The organism is Clostridium sediminicola, from assembly GCF_050402865.1.
Taxonomy (GTDB): domain Bacteria; phylum Bacillota; class Clostridia; order Clostridiales; family Clostridiaceae; genus Clostridium_AF; species Clostridium_AF sediminicola.
The window spans coordinates 578,086-599,688 of sequence record NZ_BAABMF010000001.1; the positions used below are offsets into that span (position 1 = coordinate 578,086).

The following is a 21,603-nucleotide window of genomic DNA, read 5'->3' on the forward strand; positions in this document are numbered from 1 at the left end:
ATTACACCTCATTTCTAATTCTTTTTGTGAGCGCTAAAATCCTATTCATTTCGTTATACACTATCATATAACCTTCATCCACACCCATACCTGGTTTTGCAAGTATTTGATCTGGCTGAACAGCCATTGCAATATTCACACAAACTTGAGATGATCTATCTGTTTCGTTACAAGTTCCCCCTTGATACGCTCCTATTCCTTTCTTCTTACAATACAATACTGCATCGATTATATTATTGATACCTCCCAAATCTGGAGTTTTAATTTGTATCATATGACCTGCTTTATTATCAGCAAAATACTTTATGTCATCCAAAGTATTACACCACTCGTCAGCTACAATTTCAATATTAATATTGTTTTCATCAATCCTTTTAGTAATTTCTTTTAATGCTAACATTTGGCCTTCTCTTTCATCTACATCAATAGGACCTTCTATCCTCAATTTTAATGGGTAAGCAGCTTTTTCTAACTCCTTAAGATATCTTAGTATCTTATCATAATCATTTTTAAAAGCTATTCCAATAGTTCCGTAAACATCTATATGCAAAACAGGCTTATAGTCTTCAGTTGATTTTAACTGTTGAACCCTGTCTTTCAACCACGATACATATTCTAAAAGTAGTTCTCCTTTTTCACCTAATTTTAGATTTACATTATTTATTAATGCATGTGGAAGTACATCAGCTTTTTTTATAATCATTTTATCTACATTGTTATATCTATCATCACCTGATTGCATAAATATTGGTATACCTTCTTTAGAGATACTTGTTCCATACTCTTCAGATACTACTTCTGCCATTAATTTTTTCTTACCTTTTGCTACTGCATCTAAAATAGCCTGAGTAACACCATATCGCAATGCTGTATGAAGTTTTTTACCTGTTTCAGGATTTATTAGTCCATCAATTTCTTCAGACAAACTTTTAAAATTATCTAAATTTCTATTTATTAATAAAGGAGTTATATATTTTTCTATTACCGGTATATAATCCTTTGCTAAAAATAGCGGATCTCTTCCGCCAGCACCTGAATACTGAACTGCAGCACAGTCACCGTATGCTATTTGACCGTCTTCTAAAATAAGCATCACTGATATAGCTTCCCCTGCCTGTCTAACAGCCGTAAAACCCTCAGTTATTGGATTTCCATTATAAGTAGCTCCATCAGCTACAGCATTAGTTTTAATAGCTTTCTGATCATCAAAGAAAAAACCTGTTTTACCCTGTGAACAAACCACATCTACAATTTTCATATTTAACCTCCTGATTTTTATAGTATTTACGGAGTGAAATTATTAATTATCTTGGTCTTCCCACAAGTCTTCCTTTGCCTATTGCATAAATATCATCGATTACCATTTGAAAACTTACATCTCTTTTTTCGAATTTGGCTCTTTCTTCAATTTTCTTTTTATGAAAATCCTTAATATCTTTGGTAAAAGGTAAGTTTGCATATTCCAAAAATCTTACTGAACCATTATTATCTCTTGCAGGTAATACTTTTCCAGCGTTAAATTTACTTGGAGCAAAAGGTACATCAATTATTCCAGCTTCAAAACCTCGTATAGTTCCTATTGCAATATCTCCATTTCCTAATTCTATCAATCTATTTACTATGCAACGCGTTTCCGCTTTTATCATATCTATTTCTTGTTCCAATTCTTTTGTTAAAGCCATTTTTTGATCTGCCAACATAGTAACTACTTGTTTAGTTGCTTTTAATCCGTTTGCATTCGCTTCTTTTGTAGGTACTCCCATAGCCTCATGTGGTGTCTTTACAATCACTTTAGTGGCTCCGGCTAAAGCTGCTGCTGCTGCACCCCAAGAGATTACACCAAATGCCTTTGACTCATCTTGTGGAAACCCTCCCATCCATTGATGTAATACAGTAGTAACTACAACATCTTCATATCCATACTTACATAAATACTCTTCCGTTAATTTTTCAACTGTTTCTATTGCCGCAACGTCTTGAACTAAGTTTCCACATTGACCATATCCTACTGTTATATTTTTTACTCCTTGCTCCGCTGCAAGTAAACTTTCGATAATAGCAACTGCATGAGAAATACATGGTGGTACTAACGTTCCAGTTAAAGGTCCAAAAGGTTCTCTGTTTATGCTAACTCCAGCTTCTTCATATAATCCTATAAGTCTGTCAACATACTGCCAATTATAAATTGTTTTTTCAAGGGAAATATTCTTTGAATATGGTATATTATAAGATATGCCACCACCTTCAAAGCTAGTAAATCCACCTGATATAGAAATTTCAGAAAGTAGTCTAGCATCAGGCGTTCCATGACGAACCTGAACTGGAGAATTAACTGATTCATTAACTTTCCTACACAAGGATATACCGTGATTTACTGCTGGAAAACCATTTAACAATGATCTACCTTCTCTTCGACTTTCCTGAATTCCTTCTTCAGCTTCTTGATATCTATTATGCCTTGTATAACTATCTATGGTTGTAGGAAGTAAATCAGCCTCTCCTTCTTTTTCTAAGTAATTTAGGAGTTCTATATGCTTATCTACTAATGCAACTCCTGCTCTAGGTTGAATAAGTGTCCTTTTGTTTTCTTTTGCTTTAAATAATTTATTTGAGAAAACTTTTTCTTTAGGAATATTTTCATGATACTTCACTGCTTCATCAAAGTCCACCTTGCTACCTGTTACCCATTGAGTTAAAACATCTTTTCTAAGTTTATCAAATAAGGTATTCTCTAACCTTTTATTTTTTAGTTCCAAAACATTCACTCCCCCTAAATTCAAATTTATAATTAGTTGATTTTTTCAATTTCTTTTTTCATAATTCTTATGGCCTTTTCGGGATATTTTTCACCTAACAAACCCATTGCTGCAAGTATATATTTCTTATCCAATAAAAACTCAGGGTCTATAGGCTTCAATACTGTTGGATTTTCTTTTTCAAACAATATTTTTTCCAGTATTCCTTTTGAGTTTGAACTATTAATAATTGGACCTCCTGTTCCAACAACATACTTTATGTTAGTCAAATCTTTTCCATCCTGTAAATATGCAGTCCCAAATGGAGTATATTGTGTTTCTATTGTTCCAACATGTCTTTCAACAGCTGTTTTTGCTGCCAAATATCCTAGCACAAAATCAAGATCTTTAAGTTTGTCTTCTTCAGCAATTATTTCTGGACTTTCTTCAATTTTTTTTATTAGTTCAATTATTTCATTTTTATTTATTTTTGACTCTTTTGAAACTAATTCTAAACCTAAAGCGTCAACTAATGCTTTAGCACTATACCTTACTCCTAAATCTCCTTCAACACTTCTTTTTTCAAAAGGTTCTTTTAATCCTTTTATATAAACACCTGTTTTTGTAGGTTCCCCGTTTGCTAATGAGTGAACATCAGTAGTAGCTCCTCCTATATCAACTACCATAAGCTCACCAATACCTTCTTCAGTACTTGTTCCTTTTGATAACAAACTTGCCGCTTTTAGTACTGCTGATGGTGTAGGCATTAGAATACCTTCTATAAGGCTTTTAACTTCGGTAAATCCCTTTGCCTGAATAATTCTTCTTAAAAATATTTCTCTTATAGCCTTCCTTGCCGAATCTATATTTAATTCATTAAGTCTTGGCATTACATTTTCTGTTATCTTTACTTCTTTTCCTGATTTTATTAGAATATCTGCTACTTTATCAGCATATGTTTTATTTCCTGCTACGACAATTGGGAATGTTTCTTCAATTGTTCCAATCATTTTTGCATTATGCAAGATAGATTTAAAATCTCCACCATCTGTTCCACCTGTTAAAAGAACAATATCTGGTTTCATGGTTTTTATTTCTTCTATCTCGCTTTTATTTAAACCATATGAATATACTTTCATCACCTTAGCACCTGCACTTAAAGCTGTTCTTTTTGCAGCTTCAGCAGTAAGTTCAGGTACCAAACCGACGGCAATCATCTTTAATCCTCCAGCTGCACTACTGCAGGCATATTTTTCTTTAAATTCAATCTTACCTATTTTACTACTTAAAATATTTACCGCTTCTACTAATCCCTCATTAATATCAGTATTAACAGTGGTAAAAGATTTAGCTGTTCCTAAAATTCTTTCGTTTTCTAAATCAACTGCTGTAACTTTAGTAAAAGTACTACCAAAATCTATTAGCAATACCGCATTCATATATTAATTCACTCCTAGATCATTTTTTAAATCAGCAATTGTAATTTCAGGCAATGTACCCGGCGGATATACTCTATTAAATCCCATATCTATAAACTTTTGTTTCACTTCTTCAAATGGTGTTTTGCCAACTACTAAGTTTCCTCCAACAAATAACAAAATATCATTTAGTCCTGCTTCTTCGCATTTGCCTTTCAATCCTCTACAGTCAAGCTCTCCATGTCCATAAAGTGAAGAAACAACAATTACATCAGCAGCAGTTTCTATTGCAGCTTGAATATATTCTTCTTGTGATACCATAACTCCAAGGTTTTCCACCTTAAAACCAGCTTCTCTAAAAGCATGAGCTAATATTTTGTTTCCAACTGCATGAACATCTGCTCCTATTACACCCATCACTATTGTTTTATCATTCATTTTTCTCCCCCACTCATAAATTTATATGGTTTTAAAAAATTATAAATATACTCTTTCAAATATTTCCACAAAACAAAACGTTTACATTGGACTATGCCATCAGTATATTCTCATCTAAAGTGTTTGTCAACAGTATTATACATTGAAAAATACTAAATTATTCCCTTTTTTTTAATATTATTGAACTACCTTAATATACCTATGCAATTACAATTATATAACCTTGCAATGTATTATAAATAAGAGAAGTAAAACACAATATATAAATCTAAATTTGAAATATATATATCCGTAAAACTCAAAAAAACACAAATGGAATAGTCCAATTGTGTTTTAAAATTTTTTATATATTTTTTTCTTTTATTATTCTTGTAATTTTTTCCTCTATATAAATTAAAGTCCCTCTTTCAATTTGGTATTGAAATTCAATGATTTTACCTCCTAATGATTTAAATCTATTTATTTCATTATCGTATGTTAATATTATATCTGAATCTGATGGAATAATAATAACATCCTTTGCTTTTAAAAATTCTTCCAAATCACTTTTAGTATCTTCAACTACATATGTATATGAAACATTATTAATTTTTATTTGCATTGTTTCCAGTGTATTTTTTATAATATCTGAAAATCTTCTTGAGTAACATATGATTCCAATAGATATCTCTTTATAAAACTTAGCAAAGTTTATAATTGTTTGCTGACTTGGTGCTACAGCACCTCTTATGACCCTATCCGTTAATTTTGGAATCAATTTTAATAATTGATTATAATGCGTAACAGTTGTAATTATTAAATCATACTCACTAAGTAATTCATTTATTTGCTCTGATTTTTTCAAGTCATCTAATAAAAATCTGGTAATAGTTACATTTTTAATGTATTCTAATTGCTTCTTAAAAATATTTAAAGCTTCAGGATTACAATCCACTGTTGCTATTGAAACTATCTGAGCGTTTTTTTCCCTTTCCAACATTAAAATATCTATAAATATTTTAATCTCTTTATATGAAAAACCTATTGATGTTAAACTATCTATAGTTTCATTTATAATTTTTATAGCCTTTTCTTTTCTATTTTCATCTCTAACATCCTGCTCGCTAGAAATATAGCTTCCTCTTCCTTGTATAACTTCAATAACTTTAATATTTTCTAATTCCCTATATGCTTTGGTTACAGTACCTCTTGAAGTATTTAGTTCGTTTGCAAGTTCTCTTTCTGGTGGAAGTTTATCTCCCGCTTTTAAAAGACCATCTCTTACCCCAGAAATAATCTGTTCAATAATCTGTTTGTAAATTGGTTTATCTATATCCCTATCAATTGTTATTTCTAAATTCAAATCTATCACCTAACTTTTTAGCTTAATGTTTCATTTTTTCTTCTTTAATAAATATATTTTAATGTATATAATTATATTATTCATATTTATTAATTGCAAGAAAATTGTATATTATGGCATTGGAATTGCAAATAATGTAGATTTTTCATATAATTGAATTAAAGGATACCTCCTCTGAGATATCCTTTAGTATTCTTAAAATGTCTATATGATTTTCTACTTATCTTTCTCCTTTTATATATGGATCTCCATCAGCCCTTGGTGCTATTGTTTTACCAACAAATCCTGCCAAAGCTAACATAGTCAACACATATGGAAGTGCTTGATACACTTGTGTTGGAAGTCCCAATCCAAATCCTTGAGCAAATAGCTCAAGCGCTTGAGCAAATCCAAAGAAAATACATGCCCACATTGCTCCTATAGGTTTCCAGTTACCAAATATCATAGCAGCTAAAGCTATAAATCCTCTTCCTGCAACCATTCCGTCTCTAAACAATCTAATAGAACCCAAAGATAGATATGTTCCTCCAAGTCCTGCTAAAGCACCTGATAAAATAACACAAAAATATCTTATCGCAGATACATTTATTCCAACTGTATCTGCAGCACTTGGATGCTCTCCAACTGAACGGATTCTTAATCCTAGTGAAGTCTTATATAAAACAAAGTTTGCAACAAACACAAGTATTATTGCTAATATTACAAACCAATCTAATTCTGCTAAAAAACCACCAATTAACGGTATCTTAGATATAGCTACCGATGGATATGGTATCCCCTTAACAACATCAGTTTGACCATTGGTTTTGTACAATTCATATATTAAGAAACTTGCAAGACCAGCCGCAAATAAATTTATCGCAACTCCTGATACAACTTGATCTGCTCTTAAACTAACACTAAGTACAGCATGAATTATTGCTACAAGTGCTCCAGCTATTATACCTGCCAAAACTCCTATCCATGGATTTCCAGTAGATATTGTAGCTGCTATTGAGAAAAACGCTCCCATAGTCATCATACCATCTAAACCAATATTTACAACACCTGACCGTTCTGAAAATACGCCACCTAATGCAGCGAAAATAAGAGGTGTAGCCATTCTTAATGTTGCTGCTAATATTGCTAATACAACAGGTAAGCTCTCAGTATTACTCATTTTTCATAGCCCCCTTCTTTCTTTTTTCTCTCAACCATTTGAACAAATAATCAGCTGCCACAAAGATAATTATAACTGCTTGAATTAATGAAACTATTTCCTTTGGTATTCCAACCATTTGTAAAGTTAGTGCACAACTATTTAAAGCTCCAAGTAATAATGCTGAAAATAATACTCCAATTGGATGACTTTTAGCAAGCAAAGCTACAGTTATTCCGTTAAATCCATAATTCGTAAAACTTGCTAATTGATATCCTTGGTGTTGTACCCCAGCTAAATGAGTTGCACCACCTAATCCTGCAAGCATACCTGATATAACCATTGCTAGAATAATATTTTTCTTAACATTTATACCACCGTATTCTGCAGCATATGAGTTTAATCCAACCGCTCTAATTTCATACCCCTGAACAGTTTTCCAGAAGAAATAATAAACTAAAATTGCACAAATTATTGCTATAAATATACTTATATTAATCCTATATTTATCACCCATAAATCTCCAAAGTCTTGCTGACTCAACTATTTTATTTGTAGTTGCAGAACCAGGCTTATTTAATGGTCCCAAAACAAAGTAATCTGAAACAGCTAAAGCTATAAAGTTCATCATAATAGTATTTACTACTTCGTTTGTACCTGATTTTGCTTTCAAGAACCCGGGAATACCTGCCCATAAAGCTCCAAGGCCCACACCAGCGATCAATACCAATAAAATATGTATTAAAGCTGGAATTCCTGGTATTAATCCTACCATCGTAGCTGCTAATATACCAACAATAAATTGACCTTCAACACCTATATTAAATAGTCCGGTTTTAAATGCTACTGCATTAGCAAGTCCTGTAAATATTAGCGGTGTTGTATTTACAATTGTAGTATATATCTTTGTTTTACTCCCAAAGCTTCCTTTCCAAATTGCTGAAAATAACTGTTGAGAAGATGTTATAAATCCTTCTTCTTTTACCACCATAACTATAAAAACTGCAAGTATCATAGCTAACGCAATTGATATAATCGGTAATAATAGTGCATTTTTTGCGGATACTAAAACACCTTGTGTTTTATTTCCTTTTTTATTTTCAACCATAATTTTCCTCCTAACTAATCTTTATCTCTGATAAATCTTGTGTTAATTTAATTTAGTCATTCACAAAATCTTATACATCAATAAGTTTTACACTTAATTAAATTTAAGTTTAAATGATTTACCTAAATTGTTCCTCCTGCCATAAGTATTCCAAGCTTTTGTTCAGTTGCATTCTTACTGTCTAAAATTCCAACTATTTCTCCATCATACATAACTGCTATTCTATCAGATAAAGACATTATTTCATCAAGTTCTAAAGATACTAGTAAAACAGCTCTACCATTGTCTCTTTCCGCTACTAGTCTTTTGTGTATATATTCAATAGCACCTACATCTAATCCTCTCGTAGGCTGAGCTACAATTATCATTTCAGGGTCCTTGCTTATTTCTCTTGCTACTATCATCTTTTGCTGATTTCCCCCTGATAAAGATGAAGCATTCACGTTTTCACTAGGTGTTCTTACATCAAATTCGTCAATAAGTTTTCTTGCATACTCTTTTACATTTCCATAATTCATTACTATTCCTTTTGAAAAAGGTTCTTTGTAATGATTACCTAGGATTGCATTTTCTGCAAGAGAATATTTCAAAACTAACCCTCTCTTATGTCTATCCTCTGGTACGTGACCAACACCTTCTTCAAATACTTCTCTTGGTGTAAATCCTGATAAATCTTTTCCACGGAACAATACTTTTCCACTAGTAGATTTTCGAAGCCCAGTAATAACTTCTATAAGTTCTGATTGCCCATTACCATCTACCCCTGCGATTCCAAGTATTTCCCCTTTGTGTAATTCTAAATTTAATCCTTTTAATACAGGAAGCTCTCTAGCATCTAGTGCTTTCAAGTTCTCGACTTTTAAGACTACCTCACCAACTTCCAACTCTTTTTTATCCACTTTCAAATTAACTTTCCTACCAACCATTAATTCTGCTAATTCATCTATATTAGTTGACTTAGTTTTAACTGTATCAATAACTTTCCCTCTTCTAACGATTGTAACTCTATCACTCATACTCATTACTTCTTTTAATTTATGAGTAATTAATATTACTGATTTGCCTTCTTTAGTCAAGTTTTTCAATATATTTCCTAATTCTTCTATTTCTTGAGGAGTCAATACTGCAGTAGGTTCATCTAAAATCAAAATATCTGCACCTCTATAAAGTGCTTTTAATATTTCTACTTTTTGTTGTTGTCCAACAGTGATGTCTTCAATAATATCATTTGGATTGATGTTAAATCCATATTTTTTAGCAAGTGCTTCAACATCATCTTTTGCTTTTTTCATATTTATTTTTAGACCTTTTTTAGGTTCACTTCCTAAGATTATACTTTCAGCTATAGTAAAATTATGTACCAACATAAAGTGCTGATGCACCATTCCAATCCCCACATTAATTGCATCTGAAGGTCCTTTGAATTTTACTTTTTCTCCTTTAACAAAAAGATCTCCTTTTTCTGCCTGATATAGACCATAAAGTACATTCATTAACGTAGTCTTTCCTGCGCCATTTTCTCCTAAAAGTACGTGAATTTCTCCCTTTTCAAGATCAAAATTAACATCAGAGTTAGCTATTACACCAGGAAACATCTTGGTAATATTTTTCATTTGAACTACCTTTTCCATTTTCACAACTCCTTCATCATTTCTTTAAACAGATTTCTAATAAACTGAAACATTATACAAGTAAATAGCTTAACAATAATTAAACTTTTTAACATGTATAAATCGAACTTTCCTAAAGAAACATTACCCCATCTTTAGTAACAACACCTTTTATAAGTTTTGTCTTTTTAACTTCTTCTTTAACTATATTATAAGCTTTTACAATCATTTTTTCAGCTTCTTCTTGTTTTTTTTCATTATTTGCAAAAATTGTAGCTATGGATTCTCCTTGAGAAACATAATCTCCAATTTTTTTATTAATAACAAGTCCTACTGATAGGTCAATATTACTCTCTTTTGTTTCACGGCCTGCTCCTAATACTAAAGCAGCTCTACCAATATCATCAGCTTTTATTCCTTTTACATATCCTGCTTCTTCAGCTTTAACTTCAGCAATTATAGAAGGCATAGGCATTAAATTTGGATTTTCAACAAATTCTGGATTTCCACCTTGAGCTTTAACGAGTTCTTTTAACTTAGACAATCCCTTACCCGACTTAATTATTTCTTCTAAAATGTTCCTACCTTCTTCTGCATCTTTAGCTTTTTTACCCAATACTAACATATGAGATCCCAATGTTAAACATAATTCCGTTAAATCTTCAGGTCCTTTTCCTTGTAATGTTTCAATAGCTTCTTTAACTTCAAGTGCATTGCCAACAGCAAAACCTAAAGGCTGATCCATTTCTGTAATAACTGCAATAGTATTTCTACCAACATGTGTTCCGATATCAACCATTTCTTTAGCTAGTTCAAATGAGCTTTCTTCTTCTTTCATAAACGCCCCACTACCAGTCTTAACATCAAGTACTATTGCATCTGCTCCTGAGGCAATTTTTTTACTCATAATACTACTGGCTATTAATGATAAGTTATCAACAGTGGCTGTTACATCACGAAGTGAATAAAGCTTTTTATCTGCAGGTGCAAGATTTGCAGTTTGACCACCTATAGCTATCTTAAACTTATTAACATCTTCAATAAACTTTTCAATAGGCATCTCAACGGTAAATCCATCAAAAGATTCCAATTTATCAATAGTTCCACCTGTATGGCCTAATCCTCGTCCAGACATTTTAGCCACTGGAACTCCTGCCGCTGCAACAATTGGACCTAATACTAAGGTGGTTGTATCACCAACACCTCCAGTACTGTGTTTATCAACTTTTATACCTTCAATTCCTGATAAATCTACTGTTTCACCACTTTCAACAATAGCTTTCGTAAGATCAGCCGTTTCTCTTTTATTCATCTTTTGAAAATATATTGCCATCATTAAAGCAGAAACTTGGTAATCTGGTATTTCACCTTTTGCATATCCTTGAACAAAAAAATTAATCTCATTAGTTAGCAGTTCTCCACCATTTCTTTTTTTCATTATCAAATCATACATTCTCATATTTTCACATCCTTTTTTATAAATCTTGTTCTACAATATTCAAGATAATAATCACTCTTAATTATTCTAATTTATCAATCACTTAATATCCTTTACTAGTATCTTCGCTACCTTCAACAATAGCTATTGACGCACTAGCTCCTATTCTACTTGCTCCAGCACATATTACTGCTTCCGCATCTTCTTTTGTTCTAACTCCACCTGATGCCTTAACTCCCATATTGGCTCCTACAGTTTCTCTCATTAACTTAATATCTGCAACTGTTGCACCACCAGTAGAAAATCCAGTTGAAGTTTTTACAAAATCCGCTCCTGCTATTTTAGAAAGCTCACATGCCTTTACTTTCTCTGCATCTGTCAACAAACAAGCTTCAATAATTACTTTCACTAGTGCTTTTCCTTTAGCAACTTTTACTACTGCCTCAATATCTTCTCTTACAATATCATACTTATAATCTTTTAAAGCTCCAATATTTATAACCATATCTACTTCTTCTGCACCCATCTTAATTACTTCTTGAGTTTCAAAAGCTTTAACTTCTTTTGAATTTGCTCCTAATGGAAAACCAATTACTACACAAGTTTTTACATCAGTTCCTTGCAACGCATTTCTTACTACAGAAGTATAAAAAGGATTTACACATACAGATGCAAAACCATATTTAATTGCTTCTTCACATATTTTTAATACTTCGTCCTCTCTTGTTTGAGGTTTCAAAATAGTATGATCAATAAATTTTTCTAATTTCATAAAATCACTCCTTAAGATTATTTTAAATACTATCATTGTTAAATTTACGATATTCATAAATTCTTTAATTACATAAACTGTAATAAAAATTCCATTTTAAACTTTATATTAAAACTCATTGTTTATTCTTAATATTTTTTACAAAAATATTCATTAATGATTTGTGATATGAGGGTACTTGTTAACCTCCACTTGTAAGAATCAACATACTACCTTAAAATGATTGAAATCGCTTCCACATATTTTTACTACTACTGTTTTAAATTCATTTTTTTATTAGTTTTTCCGAACCTTTTAAAACCAATTCAGGCAAAAGCATTACTTTCTTGATTTCTTTATTTTCTTTATTTTTAAATATCTCAATAAGCATTTCCATTCCTGCTCTGCCCATTTCTCTCGTCGGTCCATTTATATAACTGATATTTAGACCTAATGTGTTAAGAACCTCTACTTTATCAAATCCAACAAGTGCAATATCTTCTGGTATTTTCATATCTTTTTCAAATATTGCTTTTAAACACCCCAATGTCATCATATTGCTACTAACAAAAATAGCTGTTGGTCGATCTTCCATATTTAAAATTTCTTTTGCTGCTTCATATGCGCTATCCAATAAATATTCACCGTTAAATATATATCTATCGTTTAATGGTATTTCATATAAATTCATAGCTTTTGTATATCCTAAAACTCTATCTTTCGCAGGTTTTGAATTCATACGCCCAGTAATAATAGCAATCTTTTTATGACCAGCTTTTATTAGGGCTTCTGTACCCTCATAAGCTCCTTTAATATTATCAACGAATACTCCATTGAAGTTAGAATATCTAACATGACCGTCTACTAAAACTATCGGTGTACCTAAGTTTTCAATAATTCGTAAGTATTCACAATTTATTTCATCTTCTACGGATGTAGGAACTATGATAAGTCCTTGTATCCTCTGTTCTTTTAATAGCTTTAAAGCTTTTATTTCTTTATCAATATTTTCATCAGTATCAAACAAAATAATATTTAAATTATGTTTATCTGCGACATCACTAATTCCTTTGATTACTTCACCAAAAAAAGGATTGTTTATGTCAGGAACAATTACACCAATAGTATTAGTTTTATTTCTAGATAAACTTCTTGCTATGGCATTTGGAGTATAATTCAATTCTTTCATAACTTTTAAAACTTTTTCTCTCGTATCTTTTTTTACATATCCAGAATCATTTAAAACTCTTGAAACCGTAGCTTGTGACACACCAGATTTCTTTGCTATATCGCTTATTGTAACTGTCATTTCTGACCCTCCTATTTATTTCAGTAACCGCTTTCATGTTTAAAATAAAAAAATAGTCTCTATTTGTGATAGCGATTACATATTAAATATACAATATTCTCACTAATAAATCAATAGGTTTTCATCAAAAAAATACTGTATATATATGTATCTTGAAAATTATCTCAAGATTTACAGTATATATCTAGAATATCACTCTTCTTTTTTTATATAATAAAAAACTCATAAAAAATTCACCAAATCTTTTATGAGTATATTTTTCATATTATTAATACTTAATGATTTTATAATGAATTACTCTCAACTATCACTTCAATAAATGCCTTTGCAATTTCTGGATCAAATTGAGTACCACTACATCTTTTTAATTCCTCTACAGCCTCTTCATAAGTTTTCGCTTTATTATAAGGCCTATTAGATGTCATTGCATCAAAGCTGTCAACTACCGTAAGTACCCTTACTAAATAAGGTATTTCATCTCCTTTTAAATTTGACGGATACCCTGTTCCATCAAATCTTTCATGATGGTGCAGTATTAGCGGTGAAATATTTTGTAGAGAATCTACAGATTTTACAATATCTAATCCATTTTGGGTATGCTCCTTTAGCATATTCCATTCGTCATTTGTAAGAGCCATTTTTTTATTCAAAACTTGTTTCGGTATATTAATCTTTCCTATATCATGCATATATGCACCATAAACTAAGGTTTTTTTATCTTCTTCACATAATTCTAATTTATCAGCTAATAATCTACTATATGATACCACTCTTTCAACATGACCATATGTATACTTATCTTTTGCATTTATTACACTAATTAAAGTTTTAATTGAAGTTATTAAATCAATGTGTTCTTCAGCTATATCCTTTTTTAATTCATCAAGAATAGATGTATAAATTTCCACCCTATTTTTATTAAAGAATTTAGCTTTATAAAGCGCATCATCAGCACTTTTTATAAGATCTATTTCACTTTTAGCCTTATCAGGATAAACAGATATTCCTATAGAAACTGTAACTTTTCCATTAGGTTGATTTTCTTCACCTTCAAAGTACGTTTGTTCTATTTGTATTCTAAGCTTTTCAGCCATATTTTTAGCTTCTACTTCATTAGTATTGGGAAGTATAATTGCAAATTCTTCTCCACCATATCTTGCAACAATATCTTCTGTATTGACACCATTTTGTAATAAATCAGCCACTTTTTTCAATACTTTATCGCCTTCTTGATGACCATACATATCGTTGTAATATTTAAAATAATCTATGTCAATAAAAATCATAGAAACACGATTATTTTCTTTTTCGCTAATTTCTACTTTTTCTTTTAAAGCATCATAAAAGAATCTATGATTATAAACATCTGTAAGTCCATCCTTATTAGCCAAATCTTCAAGTTTTTTGATGTGTTCACTTTCTGTCTTAACATAGTAACCTAATGGCCATGCTGTTAGAATAAAAACTCCTACAAGAATTAAATCATTTTGAAAGAATTGATTTATTTCTGAGTTTGAACCATAAATTAAATCCACTCCAAGTATTAAAATTGAAGAAATACATGCTATTGTGACTCCATGCTTTATGCCCAATTCTATAGTAGAAGTAATTATTAAAAATAAAAACAAAAATTTAAAGTCACTTGTATATGCTCCAGTAAAAAGTACAACTAGAAAGAAAATAACCATAAAAAACACGTTCTCTATAACTTGTAATATACTAAAGTATTTGCTTTTAATGCTACTACTTGTTGAAAAAGCCCATATAAAATATATTAATAATAGTATAGATATAGGAATAATTACAAAAAAGCTATAGAAAACACTATTCGTATTATTAAAACAAATTTTATTTTCACTAAACAATTGTTCAAAAATACCTATACCTACAAATAAAATAGATGCTAATTTTACTATAGAAACAATTTCTTTTATTTTTTTTCTTTTATCATTTTGTATTTTATTCATTTGTAATTACCTCTTATCAATTATTAACTATTAAAAAGAATAAATAAGGTCTAATGACCTTATTTATTCTTCTCTTAAACATTTTGGTTCTTCAGGTTGATAACCATACCATACGCAAGCAGATGAGGATACTGTCATTGCAATAAAGGTAAAAATAATTGCTGCAACTCTAAATAATGACTTCTTGTTTTTCATTACTTTCAACACTCCAATCTTTATTTTTATTATTATTTTAAATTGTACAAGTACAATTTAATATGCTACAGATACTAACTACAAAATTCAAAATAAATTAATTACTTTAGTAAATTTATTTACAAAAGTGTGACCACTTTGTGTTAAAGTAAAAACTTGCCACCAAATACTTCCACACATACAAAGAGTATAATTTAAAAAACTATTTTTTCCCATAAATGAATATAATACTATATTAGATAGAGCAAAAATTAAATACCCACTTACTATCGCAAATGAATATTTCTTTAGTTTTTTCTTCTTGACTTCACTCCTAATTGGTTTTGATGAACTATCAACTGGAGCAAGTTTATATATATAATAATAAGCCCAAATAAATGATATAACTACTATAGTAATAACTGCCAAAATATTAGACATAGGAACAATAAAATGTACAATAAAAACGGCTTCTACCATACAAACAATAATGCTAAGAACTGTACACGTTTCAGGTGAACTAGCATGTACCCCTCCTGAATATTTTCTTAATATACTTGTAGCAATAGATAAAATCAAAGCCTCTACTAACACATCAAAAATCAAACCTAAAACAATTAAAAACAGTAAAATTATAAAAGTTTGCACAAAAGCAAAAGCACCATAAGCTATTACTTCTTTTTTATCATTTCCAAGATTCAGTTCCTCAGATATTTTATTTGCTAATGCACTTGAAATTTTAGTTATTTGAAACATAATCAGACTCTTTTCTATTCGATAATTTGTAAAATAAAATAGTTATTATAAAAAACAAAATAAGTGATGGTATTCCATATAGAGTTTTCATTAATGGTTGACTAAATATATAATTTATATCTTTTTTCAATACATTATGGATTATATAAATATTTAAACCTTCACAAAGAAATTGAAATATTGTTACAATAATAACAGCTCGAATAGCTTTTAAGATTTCAATCTTACTTAAATAAACAACTAATGTAATACTTACCATAATCCCTAATATATTATTTACTCCATAATTAATCGGTAATAACCTTATAATATAAACTATTATTGCATAAGCAATGCTTGATAATAGATACTTACTTAAGATTATTTTAGATTTCGAGAAAACATATATTGCAAAAATAAATAGAAACCCTTCTGGCAACCCTCTTAATAATATATCTGTCATGGATAGTTTCAACATATTTCACTTCTCCTTTAACAATGTTCTACATTTTACACTTCATTTATGTACTAATTATACCATCATTTATCAAATTGTTAAACATGAAGTTTTTTTAATTATTAAATTATTACCATTAGTATTAACTTTTTTATGTTATTTCATATTCAATTGCCTAATCGCACTGAAAATTATAACAAATGAAAAGAAGTGAATAAAAATATCTCCAATACTTAAAATTGTATACCCTAAATCAATGTAATCTGTTAAGAACTTAACCTGAGTGGAACTACTCCCTAAAATATGTATGTTATCTACATTGGGAAACGCACCCTTTTCTGAATAACCAGTATAATATGACAAAGTAGGAAAAACTGGCATTTTACCACCATTAGCTGCAATAGCAATTTTGTTCAAAACGCTTCCAATAAAAATAGATATTGATCCTATAACTGAACTTTTATAAAGTTGGTATTTTACAATCAAGATCAGAAAACATAATAAATGAAGTGTAGTAAATATTTTTGCATATTTTACAAATCTATAATCTTCCATGAAAATTGTTATAGCTAGAAAAATATAAAAAACTTCATATACCAATACAGGATAAAAGGCCCAAGATTTAAATAAAGGTTTTAGCTTGTACCCTTTTAGCTTAGCTACCAAAAGCGCTAAAAGTAACGATTCAATCATAATATTCCTCGCAATCAAATAGTTTACATATTAATATTTTAATTTAAGTATTAAATTTAATTATACTCACGTACAACCCTCAATTAATATTATACTAATTTTATTATAATTTGCCAAGCTTTTTTATAAATTATCTAAACTTGTTTTTTTTTAACAAAAAAGGACTTTAAATTCTAAGTTCATTTCTAAGAATATTCACATTAGAATTACATAATACATACTTTATTAATAAGGAAATTATCAATAATAGAATAAGGGTGAAAAAATGACTAGAAATATAATTAATTACTATGCCTGTGGAAATACTGCAAAAGGTTTTTTTAATCTTTTTGACAACAATTTATTAGGCTTAAGAAAAGTATTCATTTTAAAAGGAGGTCCAGGAACAGGTAAATCTACTTTAATAAAGAGAATTGGTGATCTTTGGGCTAAAACCGAGAGTAATATAGAATATATACATTGCCCTTCTGATAATGGCTCATTAGATGGCATAATAAATACAAATCGCAAAATTGCTATTGTAGATGGCACATCACCACATGTGATTGAACCAACTGCACCTGGCGCAATTGATGAGTACGTGAATCTAGGAGTCTCATGGGATTCAAGCAAACTTGAGCTTGCAAAAGCGAAAATTATTGATCTAAATTGTAGAATTAGCGACTGTTATAAAAACGCTTATGCATACTATGGAAAAGCTTTAGCTATTCACGATGAATGGGAAAAAATATATATTGATAATATGAATTTTAATAAAGCTGACAAATTATCAGAAAAAGTGATAGAATTATTGATTAAAGATAGAAAAATTTATCAAAACCCAATTGTTAAACATAGATTTTTAGGCGCCGCAACACCTAAAGGTCCTGTAGATTTTATAGAAAATTTAACTAGCGAAATATCAAAAAGATATTTCCTTAAAGGACGTCCTGGCTCTGGAAAATCTACTTTGCTTAAGAAGCTTGCTAATAAAGCTATTTCAGACGGTTTTAATGTTGAAATTTATCACTGTGGTTTTGATCCAGATAGTTTAGATATGATTATTTTAAGAGAATTAGACGTATGTATTTTTGATTCAACATCTCCTCATGAATATTTTCCTTCTAGAGATGATGACGAAATAATAGATATGTATAAAGAACTAATTGTTCCTGGTACGGATGAAAAATATAAAGAAAAGTTAGATAATATCAAATTACGATATAAATCAAATATAGGATTGGGGAATTCATACCTAAAAACATCAAAAGGAATACATGATGAACTCGAAAAATATTATATTAACGCTATTGACTTTAGTAAAATTGATGAGATACGAGAAGAACTTATATATAAACTATCAAAATATGAATAATAATATAAAACTTAAAAAACAAAAAAAGCTACAAAAATCTGTAGCCATTAATATTTAGCTCAATTATTAGTACTTGAAAATCAACTTCAACTATAGATAAACATCAAGAATCATAGTTTATAGTTGAGGTTGTTATTCCTAATTACGGTAGTTCAATTTTTTGCTTATCTTTTGATTGTCTGTAAATTAAAAACTTATTCCCTATAGCTTGAACTCCATCACAATTAACTTCCTCACAAATAATATCAGAAGCCTCTCTTGCAGTGTAATCTGAGTTATTTAAAACCTTTATTTTTATAAGTTCTCTTGCCTCTAGCGCTTTATCTACTTGATTATAGAAATTGTCTTCAAGACCATTTTTACCAATTTGAAAAATTGGTTGCATCTTATGTCCTAGACCCCTCAAATAACTACGTTGTTTGTTTGTCAACATAGTAACACCTCCTTACATAAATTCAAACTCAAAATCATTTAATCTTACAATGTCTCCATCTTGAATTCCCATTTCTTTTAATTCATCCATTATACCTTTGTTTTTTAATACTTTATGAAAATATCTTAATGAATCTGGTTCATTTATATTTATACTCAATAGAATTCTATCTACAAAACTACCTGAAATAACATAAATACCATCTTCAATATTTATTTCATAAGTAAATTTCTTCTCTTCTGGTATAAACATATCACTTTCTTCATACTCAAGCTCTTTAACAGGTATTTGAGAAAGCATATTTACCGCTTCTTTCATAAGTTCTTCTACCCCTTGTTTAGTAGCAGCAGATATTTTAAACACTTTTTTATAACCCATTTTATTCAATTCAGACTTAAAGTTTTCAAAAATTTCTTCATCAAATAACATATCACTTTTATTTGCTGCAACTATTTGCGGTCTATCAGTAAGTTTAATATTGTAATTGTAAAGTTCTTGATTTATCTTTTTAAAATCCTCTATAGCATCTCTACCTTCTACACCTGATATATCAACTATATGTATTAATAATCTAGTTCTTTCAATATGTCTTAAAAACTCTAATCCAAGACCAATCCCTTCTGACGCACCTTCAATAATACCTGGGATATCTGCCATTACAAACGCCGGTGCTCCTTCTACTTTTACAACGCCTAAGTTTGGTTTTAATGTTGTAAAATGATAATTAGCTATTTTAGGTTTAGCTTTTGAAACGGTAGAAATCAAAGTTGATTTACCAACGTTAGGAAAACCTAACAATCCAACATCAGCTAATAGTTTCAGTTCCAAGAAAATTTCTCTTTCTTCTCCCGGCATTCCAGGCTCAGCAAATTCTGGTGCCTGTCTAGTTGGAGTAGCAAAATGTTGATTTCCTCTACCACCTCTACCACCTTTTGAGATTACAAACTCATCTCCGTCATGAGCTAAGTCTACCATAACCTTTTTGGTTTCATAATCTTTAACTACTGTACCTGCAGGGACTTTAATTATTAGATCTTCACCCTTTTTACCTGAACACTTGCTTCTGCCGCCATCTACTCCACGTTCAGCAACAAATTTTCTTTTATATTTAAAATCCAAAAGAGTAGTAAGTTGTTTATCTGCAACTAATATTACACTTCCGCCTTTTCCACCGTCTCCCCCTTCAGGGCCACCTCTAGATACAAATTTTTCTCTTCTAAAGGCAATACATCCGTGACCACCGTCACCTGATTTTACGAATATCTTCGCTTTATCTAAGAACATTTTATACACCGCCTTTGATTATAATTTTACCAAAAACTCAGAAAATTATAATATGTTTAATTCTAATCGGTTTAACATTTGTTTGATTTGCTAAGCACATAATTCATCTCTTTATAATAATATATAAATTTATTTGTACTTTAATAGATGAACTCTTTTATAAATAGCATTAATAAAGAGTAAAAAAGCACCCTTACGGGTGCCTATAATTATTCTGCTATAGCTTCTTGAACATCGATTGGATACACACTAGCTTTTTTCTTGCTTTTGCCAAGTCTTTCGTATCTTACGACACCATCAACTTTTGCAAACAATGTATCGTCTCCACCTCTACCAACGTTTTCTCCTGGATGGATTTTAGTTCCTCTTTGTCTAACTAAGATATGTCCTGCTAATACGAATTGTCCATCGCCGCATTTAACACCAAGTCTTTTAGATTCAGAGTCTCTTCCGTTTTTAGAACTACCAACACCTTTTTTGTGTGCGAATAACTGAAGGTTCATTAATAACATATTTACACCTCCTCAACTATTACATTTATATATTTTTCGTAACTTTTCATGCTTTTAAAACCTAAAAGTAAAGTCTCCAACAAGACTTGACTCTTTTCTATATCTTCAACTGATCTATTTTCAAGATTTATACTCAAATAACCTGTTTCTTCTTCAATAAAGAAATCTTGGTTTTGAATAAGTTCCATATGTAAAACATCAATTAAACCATTTAATGTAGTATAACTCATGGCAGATATAGCACTGCAAATTATATCATATCCTTCTTCAGAATACTCTGTATGACCACTTGCAGTATAAGAAATTATTCTATCATTTCTTTTTTTAAATAAGACATTTGTCATTACAATTACGCCTCGATTTTTTCGATTTGTAACTTAGTGTACGGTTGTCTATGACCGTTCTTTTTTCTATAGTCTAATTTAGGTCTATACTTGAATACAACAACTTTTTTGTTTTTTCCTTGCTTTAAAACTTTAGCAGTAACTTTAGCACCTTCTACTACTGGAGTTCCAAATTTGAAATCTCCTTCGTTACCTATTGCAAGAACTTCGTTTAGTTCAATAGTTGATTCAGCATCAACATCTAGTTTTTCAACGAATATTACGTCGCCTTCTTGAACTTTGTATTGTTTTCCACCTGTCTTTACTACAGCGTACATTAAAACACCTCCCTAACCAGTCTCGCCACAATAAGGTACATTTGTT

22 protein-coding genes are annotated in these 21,603 nt (G+C 30.3%); 1 reads left to right on the forward strand and 21 read right to left on the reverse strand.

Features of this window, described 5'->3' with window-relative positions; genetic code table 11:
* Position 1 precedes the first annotated feature (1 nt).
* The 16 genes from ACQ3F0_RS02850 to ACQ3F0_RS02925 all read right to left on the reverse strand — a co-directional run bounded on the left by ACQ3F0_RS02850 (position 2) and on the right by ACQ3F0_RS02925 (position 17,313).
* Entirely contained in the window at positions 2–1,258 is a 1,257-nt protein-coding gene (locus ACQ3F0_RS02850) for a methylaspartate ammonia-lyase (protein ID WP_428863516.1), read from the reverse strand.
* 46 nt (positions 1,259–1,304) lie between these two features.
* On the reverse strand, positions 1,305–2,756 hold the full coding sequence (locus tag ACQ3F0_RS02855) for a methylaspartate mutase subunit E (RefSeq protein ID WP_428863517.1): 1,452 nt from the start codon (positions 2,754–2,756) through the stop codon (positions 1,305–1,307).
* Positions 2,757–2,788: 32 nt separating this feature from the next.
* Positions 2,789–4,174, reverse strand: coding sequence for a methylaspartate mutase accessory protein GlmL (glmL, locus tag ACQ3F0_RS02860; RefSeq protein ID WP_428863518.1), 1,386 nt, complete (start codon positions 4,172–4,174; stop codon positions 2,789–2,791).
* A gap of 3 nt (positions 4,175–4,177) precedes the next feature.
* Entirely contained in the window at positions 4,178–4,591 is a 414-nt protein-coding gene (glmS, locus tag ACQ3F0_RS02865; protein WP_428863519.1) for a methylaspartate mutase subunit S, read from the reverse strand.
* Between the two features lie 343 nt (positions 4,592–4,934).
* Positions 4,935–5,933: a GntR family transcriptional regulator gene (locus tag ACQ3F0_RS02870; RefSeq protein WP_428863520.1), complete on the reverse strand. Its 999-nt coding sequence runs from the start codon at positions 5,931–5,933 to the stop codon at positions 4,935–4,937.
* A gap of 220 nt (positions 5,934–6,153) precedes the next feature.
* Positions 6,154–7,092 carry an ABC transporter permease gene (locus ACQ3F0_RS02875; RefSeq protein ID WP_428863521.1) on the reverse strand — a complete coding sequence of 313 codons (939 nt, stop codon included), beginning with the start codon at positions 7,090–7,092 and terminating at the stop codon, positions 6,154–6,156.
* Complete coding sequence (locus ACQ3F0_RS02880) at positions 7,085–8,179, reverse strand: ABC transporter permease (protein WP_428863522.1); 1,095 nt, start codon at positions 8,177–8,179, stop codon at positions 7,085–7,087. The genes ACQ3F0_RS02875 and ACQ3F0_RS02880 overlap by 8 nt, the downstream gene beginning before the upstream one ends.
* 122 nt (positions 8,180–8,301) lie before the next feature.
* On the reverse strand, positions 8,302–9,810 hold the full coding sequence (locus tag ACQ3F0_RS02885; RefSeq protein ID WP_428863523.1) for an ABC transporter ATP-binding protein: 1,509 nt from the start codon (positions 9,808–9,810) through the stop codon (positions 8,302–8,304).
* A 112-nt stretch (positions 9,811–9,922) separates the two neighbouring features.
* The gene (locus ACQ3F0_RS02890; RefSeq protein ID WP_428863524.1) at positions 9,923–11,248 is read right to left on the reverse strand and encodes a pyrimidine-nucleoside phosphorylase; all 1,326 of its coding nucleotides are present in this window, start codon (positions 11,246–11,248) and stop codon (positions 9,923–9,925) included.
* Between the two features lie 82 nt (positions 11,249–11,330).
* Positions 11,331–11,999 carry a deoxyribose-phosphate aldolase gene (gene deoC, locus ACQ3F0_RS02895; RefSeq protein ID WP_428863525.1) on the reverse strand — a complete coding sequence of 223 codons (669 nt, stop codon included), beginning with the start codon at positions 11,997–11,999 and terminating at the stop codon, positions 11,331–11,333.
* A 265-nt stretch (positions 12,000–12,264) separates the two neighbouring features.
* Positions 12,265–13,287, reverse strand: a complete 1,023-nt coding sequence (locus tag ACQ3F0_RS02900) for a LacI family DNA-binding transcriptional regulator (RefSeq protein WP_428863526.1) — start codon at positions 13,285–13,287, stop codon at positions 12,265–12,267.
* A 284-nt stretch (positions 13,288–13,571) separates the two neighbouring features.
* On the reverse strand, positions 13,572–15,254 hold the full coding sequence (locus tag ACQ3F0_RS02905) for a bifunctional diguanylate cyclase/phosphohydrolase (RefSeq protein WP_428863527.1): 1,683 nt from the start codon (positions 15,252–15,254) through the stop codon (positions 13,572–13,574).
* 63 nt (positions 15,255–15,317) lie between these two features.
* Positions 15,318–15,449, reverse strand: a complete 132-nt coding sequence (locus ACQ3F0_RS02910; RefSeq protein ID WP_428863528.1) for a cyclic lactone autoinducer peptide — start codon at positions 15,447–15,449, stop codon at positions 15,318–15,320.
* 87 nt (positions 15,450–15,536) lie between these two features.
* On the reverse strand, positions 15,537–16,184 hold the full coding sequence (locus ACQ3F0_RS02915) for an accessory gene regulator ArgB-like protein (RefSeq protein ID WP_428863529.1): 648 nt from the start codon (positions 16,182–16,184) through the stop codon (positions 15,537–15,539).
* Positions 16,168–16,641 (reverse strand): hypothetical protein, encoded by a 474-nt coding sequence (locus tag ACQ3F0_RS02920; protein ID WP_428863530.1) that lies wholly within the window; start codon positions 16,639–16,641, stop codon positions 16,168–16,170. Before ACQ3F0_RS02920 ends, ACQ3F0_RS02915 begins: the two co-directional genes overlap by 17 nt.
* A 135-nt stretch (positions 16,642–16,776) precedes the next feature.
* Positions 16,777–17,313 (reverse strand): DUF5317 family protein, encoded by a 537-nt coding sequence (locus ACQ3F0_RS02925; RefSeq protein WP_428863531.1) that lies wholly within the window; start codon positions 17,311–17,313, stop codon positions 16,777–16,779.
* Between the two features lie 265 nt (positions 17,314–17,578).
* Here ACQ3F0_RS02925 and ACQ3F0_RS02930 point away from each other — a divergent pair, with 265 nt between their 5' ends.
* Positions 17,579–18,667: a PRK06851 family protein gene (locus ACQ3F0_RS02930; RefSeq protein WP_428863532.1), complete on the forward strand. Its 1,089-nt coding sequence runs from the start codon at positions 17,579–17,581 to the stop codon at positions 18,665–18,667.
* 142 nt (positions 18,668–18,809) lie between these two features.
* Here the strand turns inward: ACQ3F0_RS02930 and yhbY are convergent, their stop codons facing one another.
* The 5 genes from yhbY to rplU all read right to left on the reverse strand — a co-directional run bounded on the left by yhbY (position 18,810) and on the right by rplU (position 21,557).
* Positions 18,810–19,100 (reverse strand): ribosome assembly RNA-binding protein YhbY, encoded by a 291-nt coding sequence (gene yhbY / locus ACQ3F0_RS02935; RefSeq protein ID WP_428863533.1) that lies wholly within the window; start codon positions 19,098–19,100, stop codon positions 18,810–18,812.
* A 12-nt stretch (positions 19,101–19,112) separates the two neighbouring features.
* Entirely contained in the window at positions 19,113–20,384 is a 1,272-nt protein-coding gene (obgE, locus tag ACQ3F0_RS02940) for a GTPase ObgE (RefSeq protein ID WP_428863534.1), read from the reverse strand.
* Between the two features lie 209 nt (positions 20,385–20,593).
* A complete protein-coding gene (gene rpmA / locus ACQ3F0_RS02945) occupies positions 20,594–20,896 on the reverse strand; it encodes a 50S ribosomal protein L27 (protein ID WP_428863535.1) in 303 nt (100 codons plus the stop codon).
* Positions 20,897–20,898: 2 nt separating this feature from the next.
* Entirely contained in the window at positions 20,899–21,240 is a 342-nt protein-coding gene (locus ACQ3F0_RS02950; protein ID WP_428863536.1) for a ribosomal-processing cysteine protease Prp, read from the reverse strand.
* 5 nt (positions 21,241–21,245) lie between these two features.
* A complete protein-coding gene (gene rplU, locus ACQ3F0_RS02955; RefSeq protein ID WP_428863537.1) occupies positions 21,246–21,557 on the reverse strand; it encodes a 50S ribosomal protein L21 in 312 nt (103 codons plus the stop codon).
* Between the last annotated feature and the right edge of the window lie 46 nt (positions 21,558–21,603).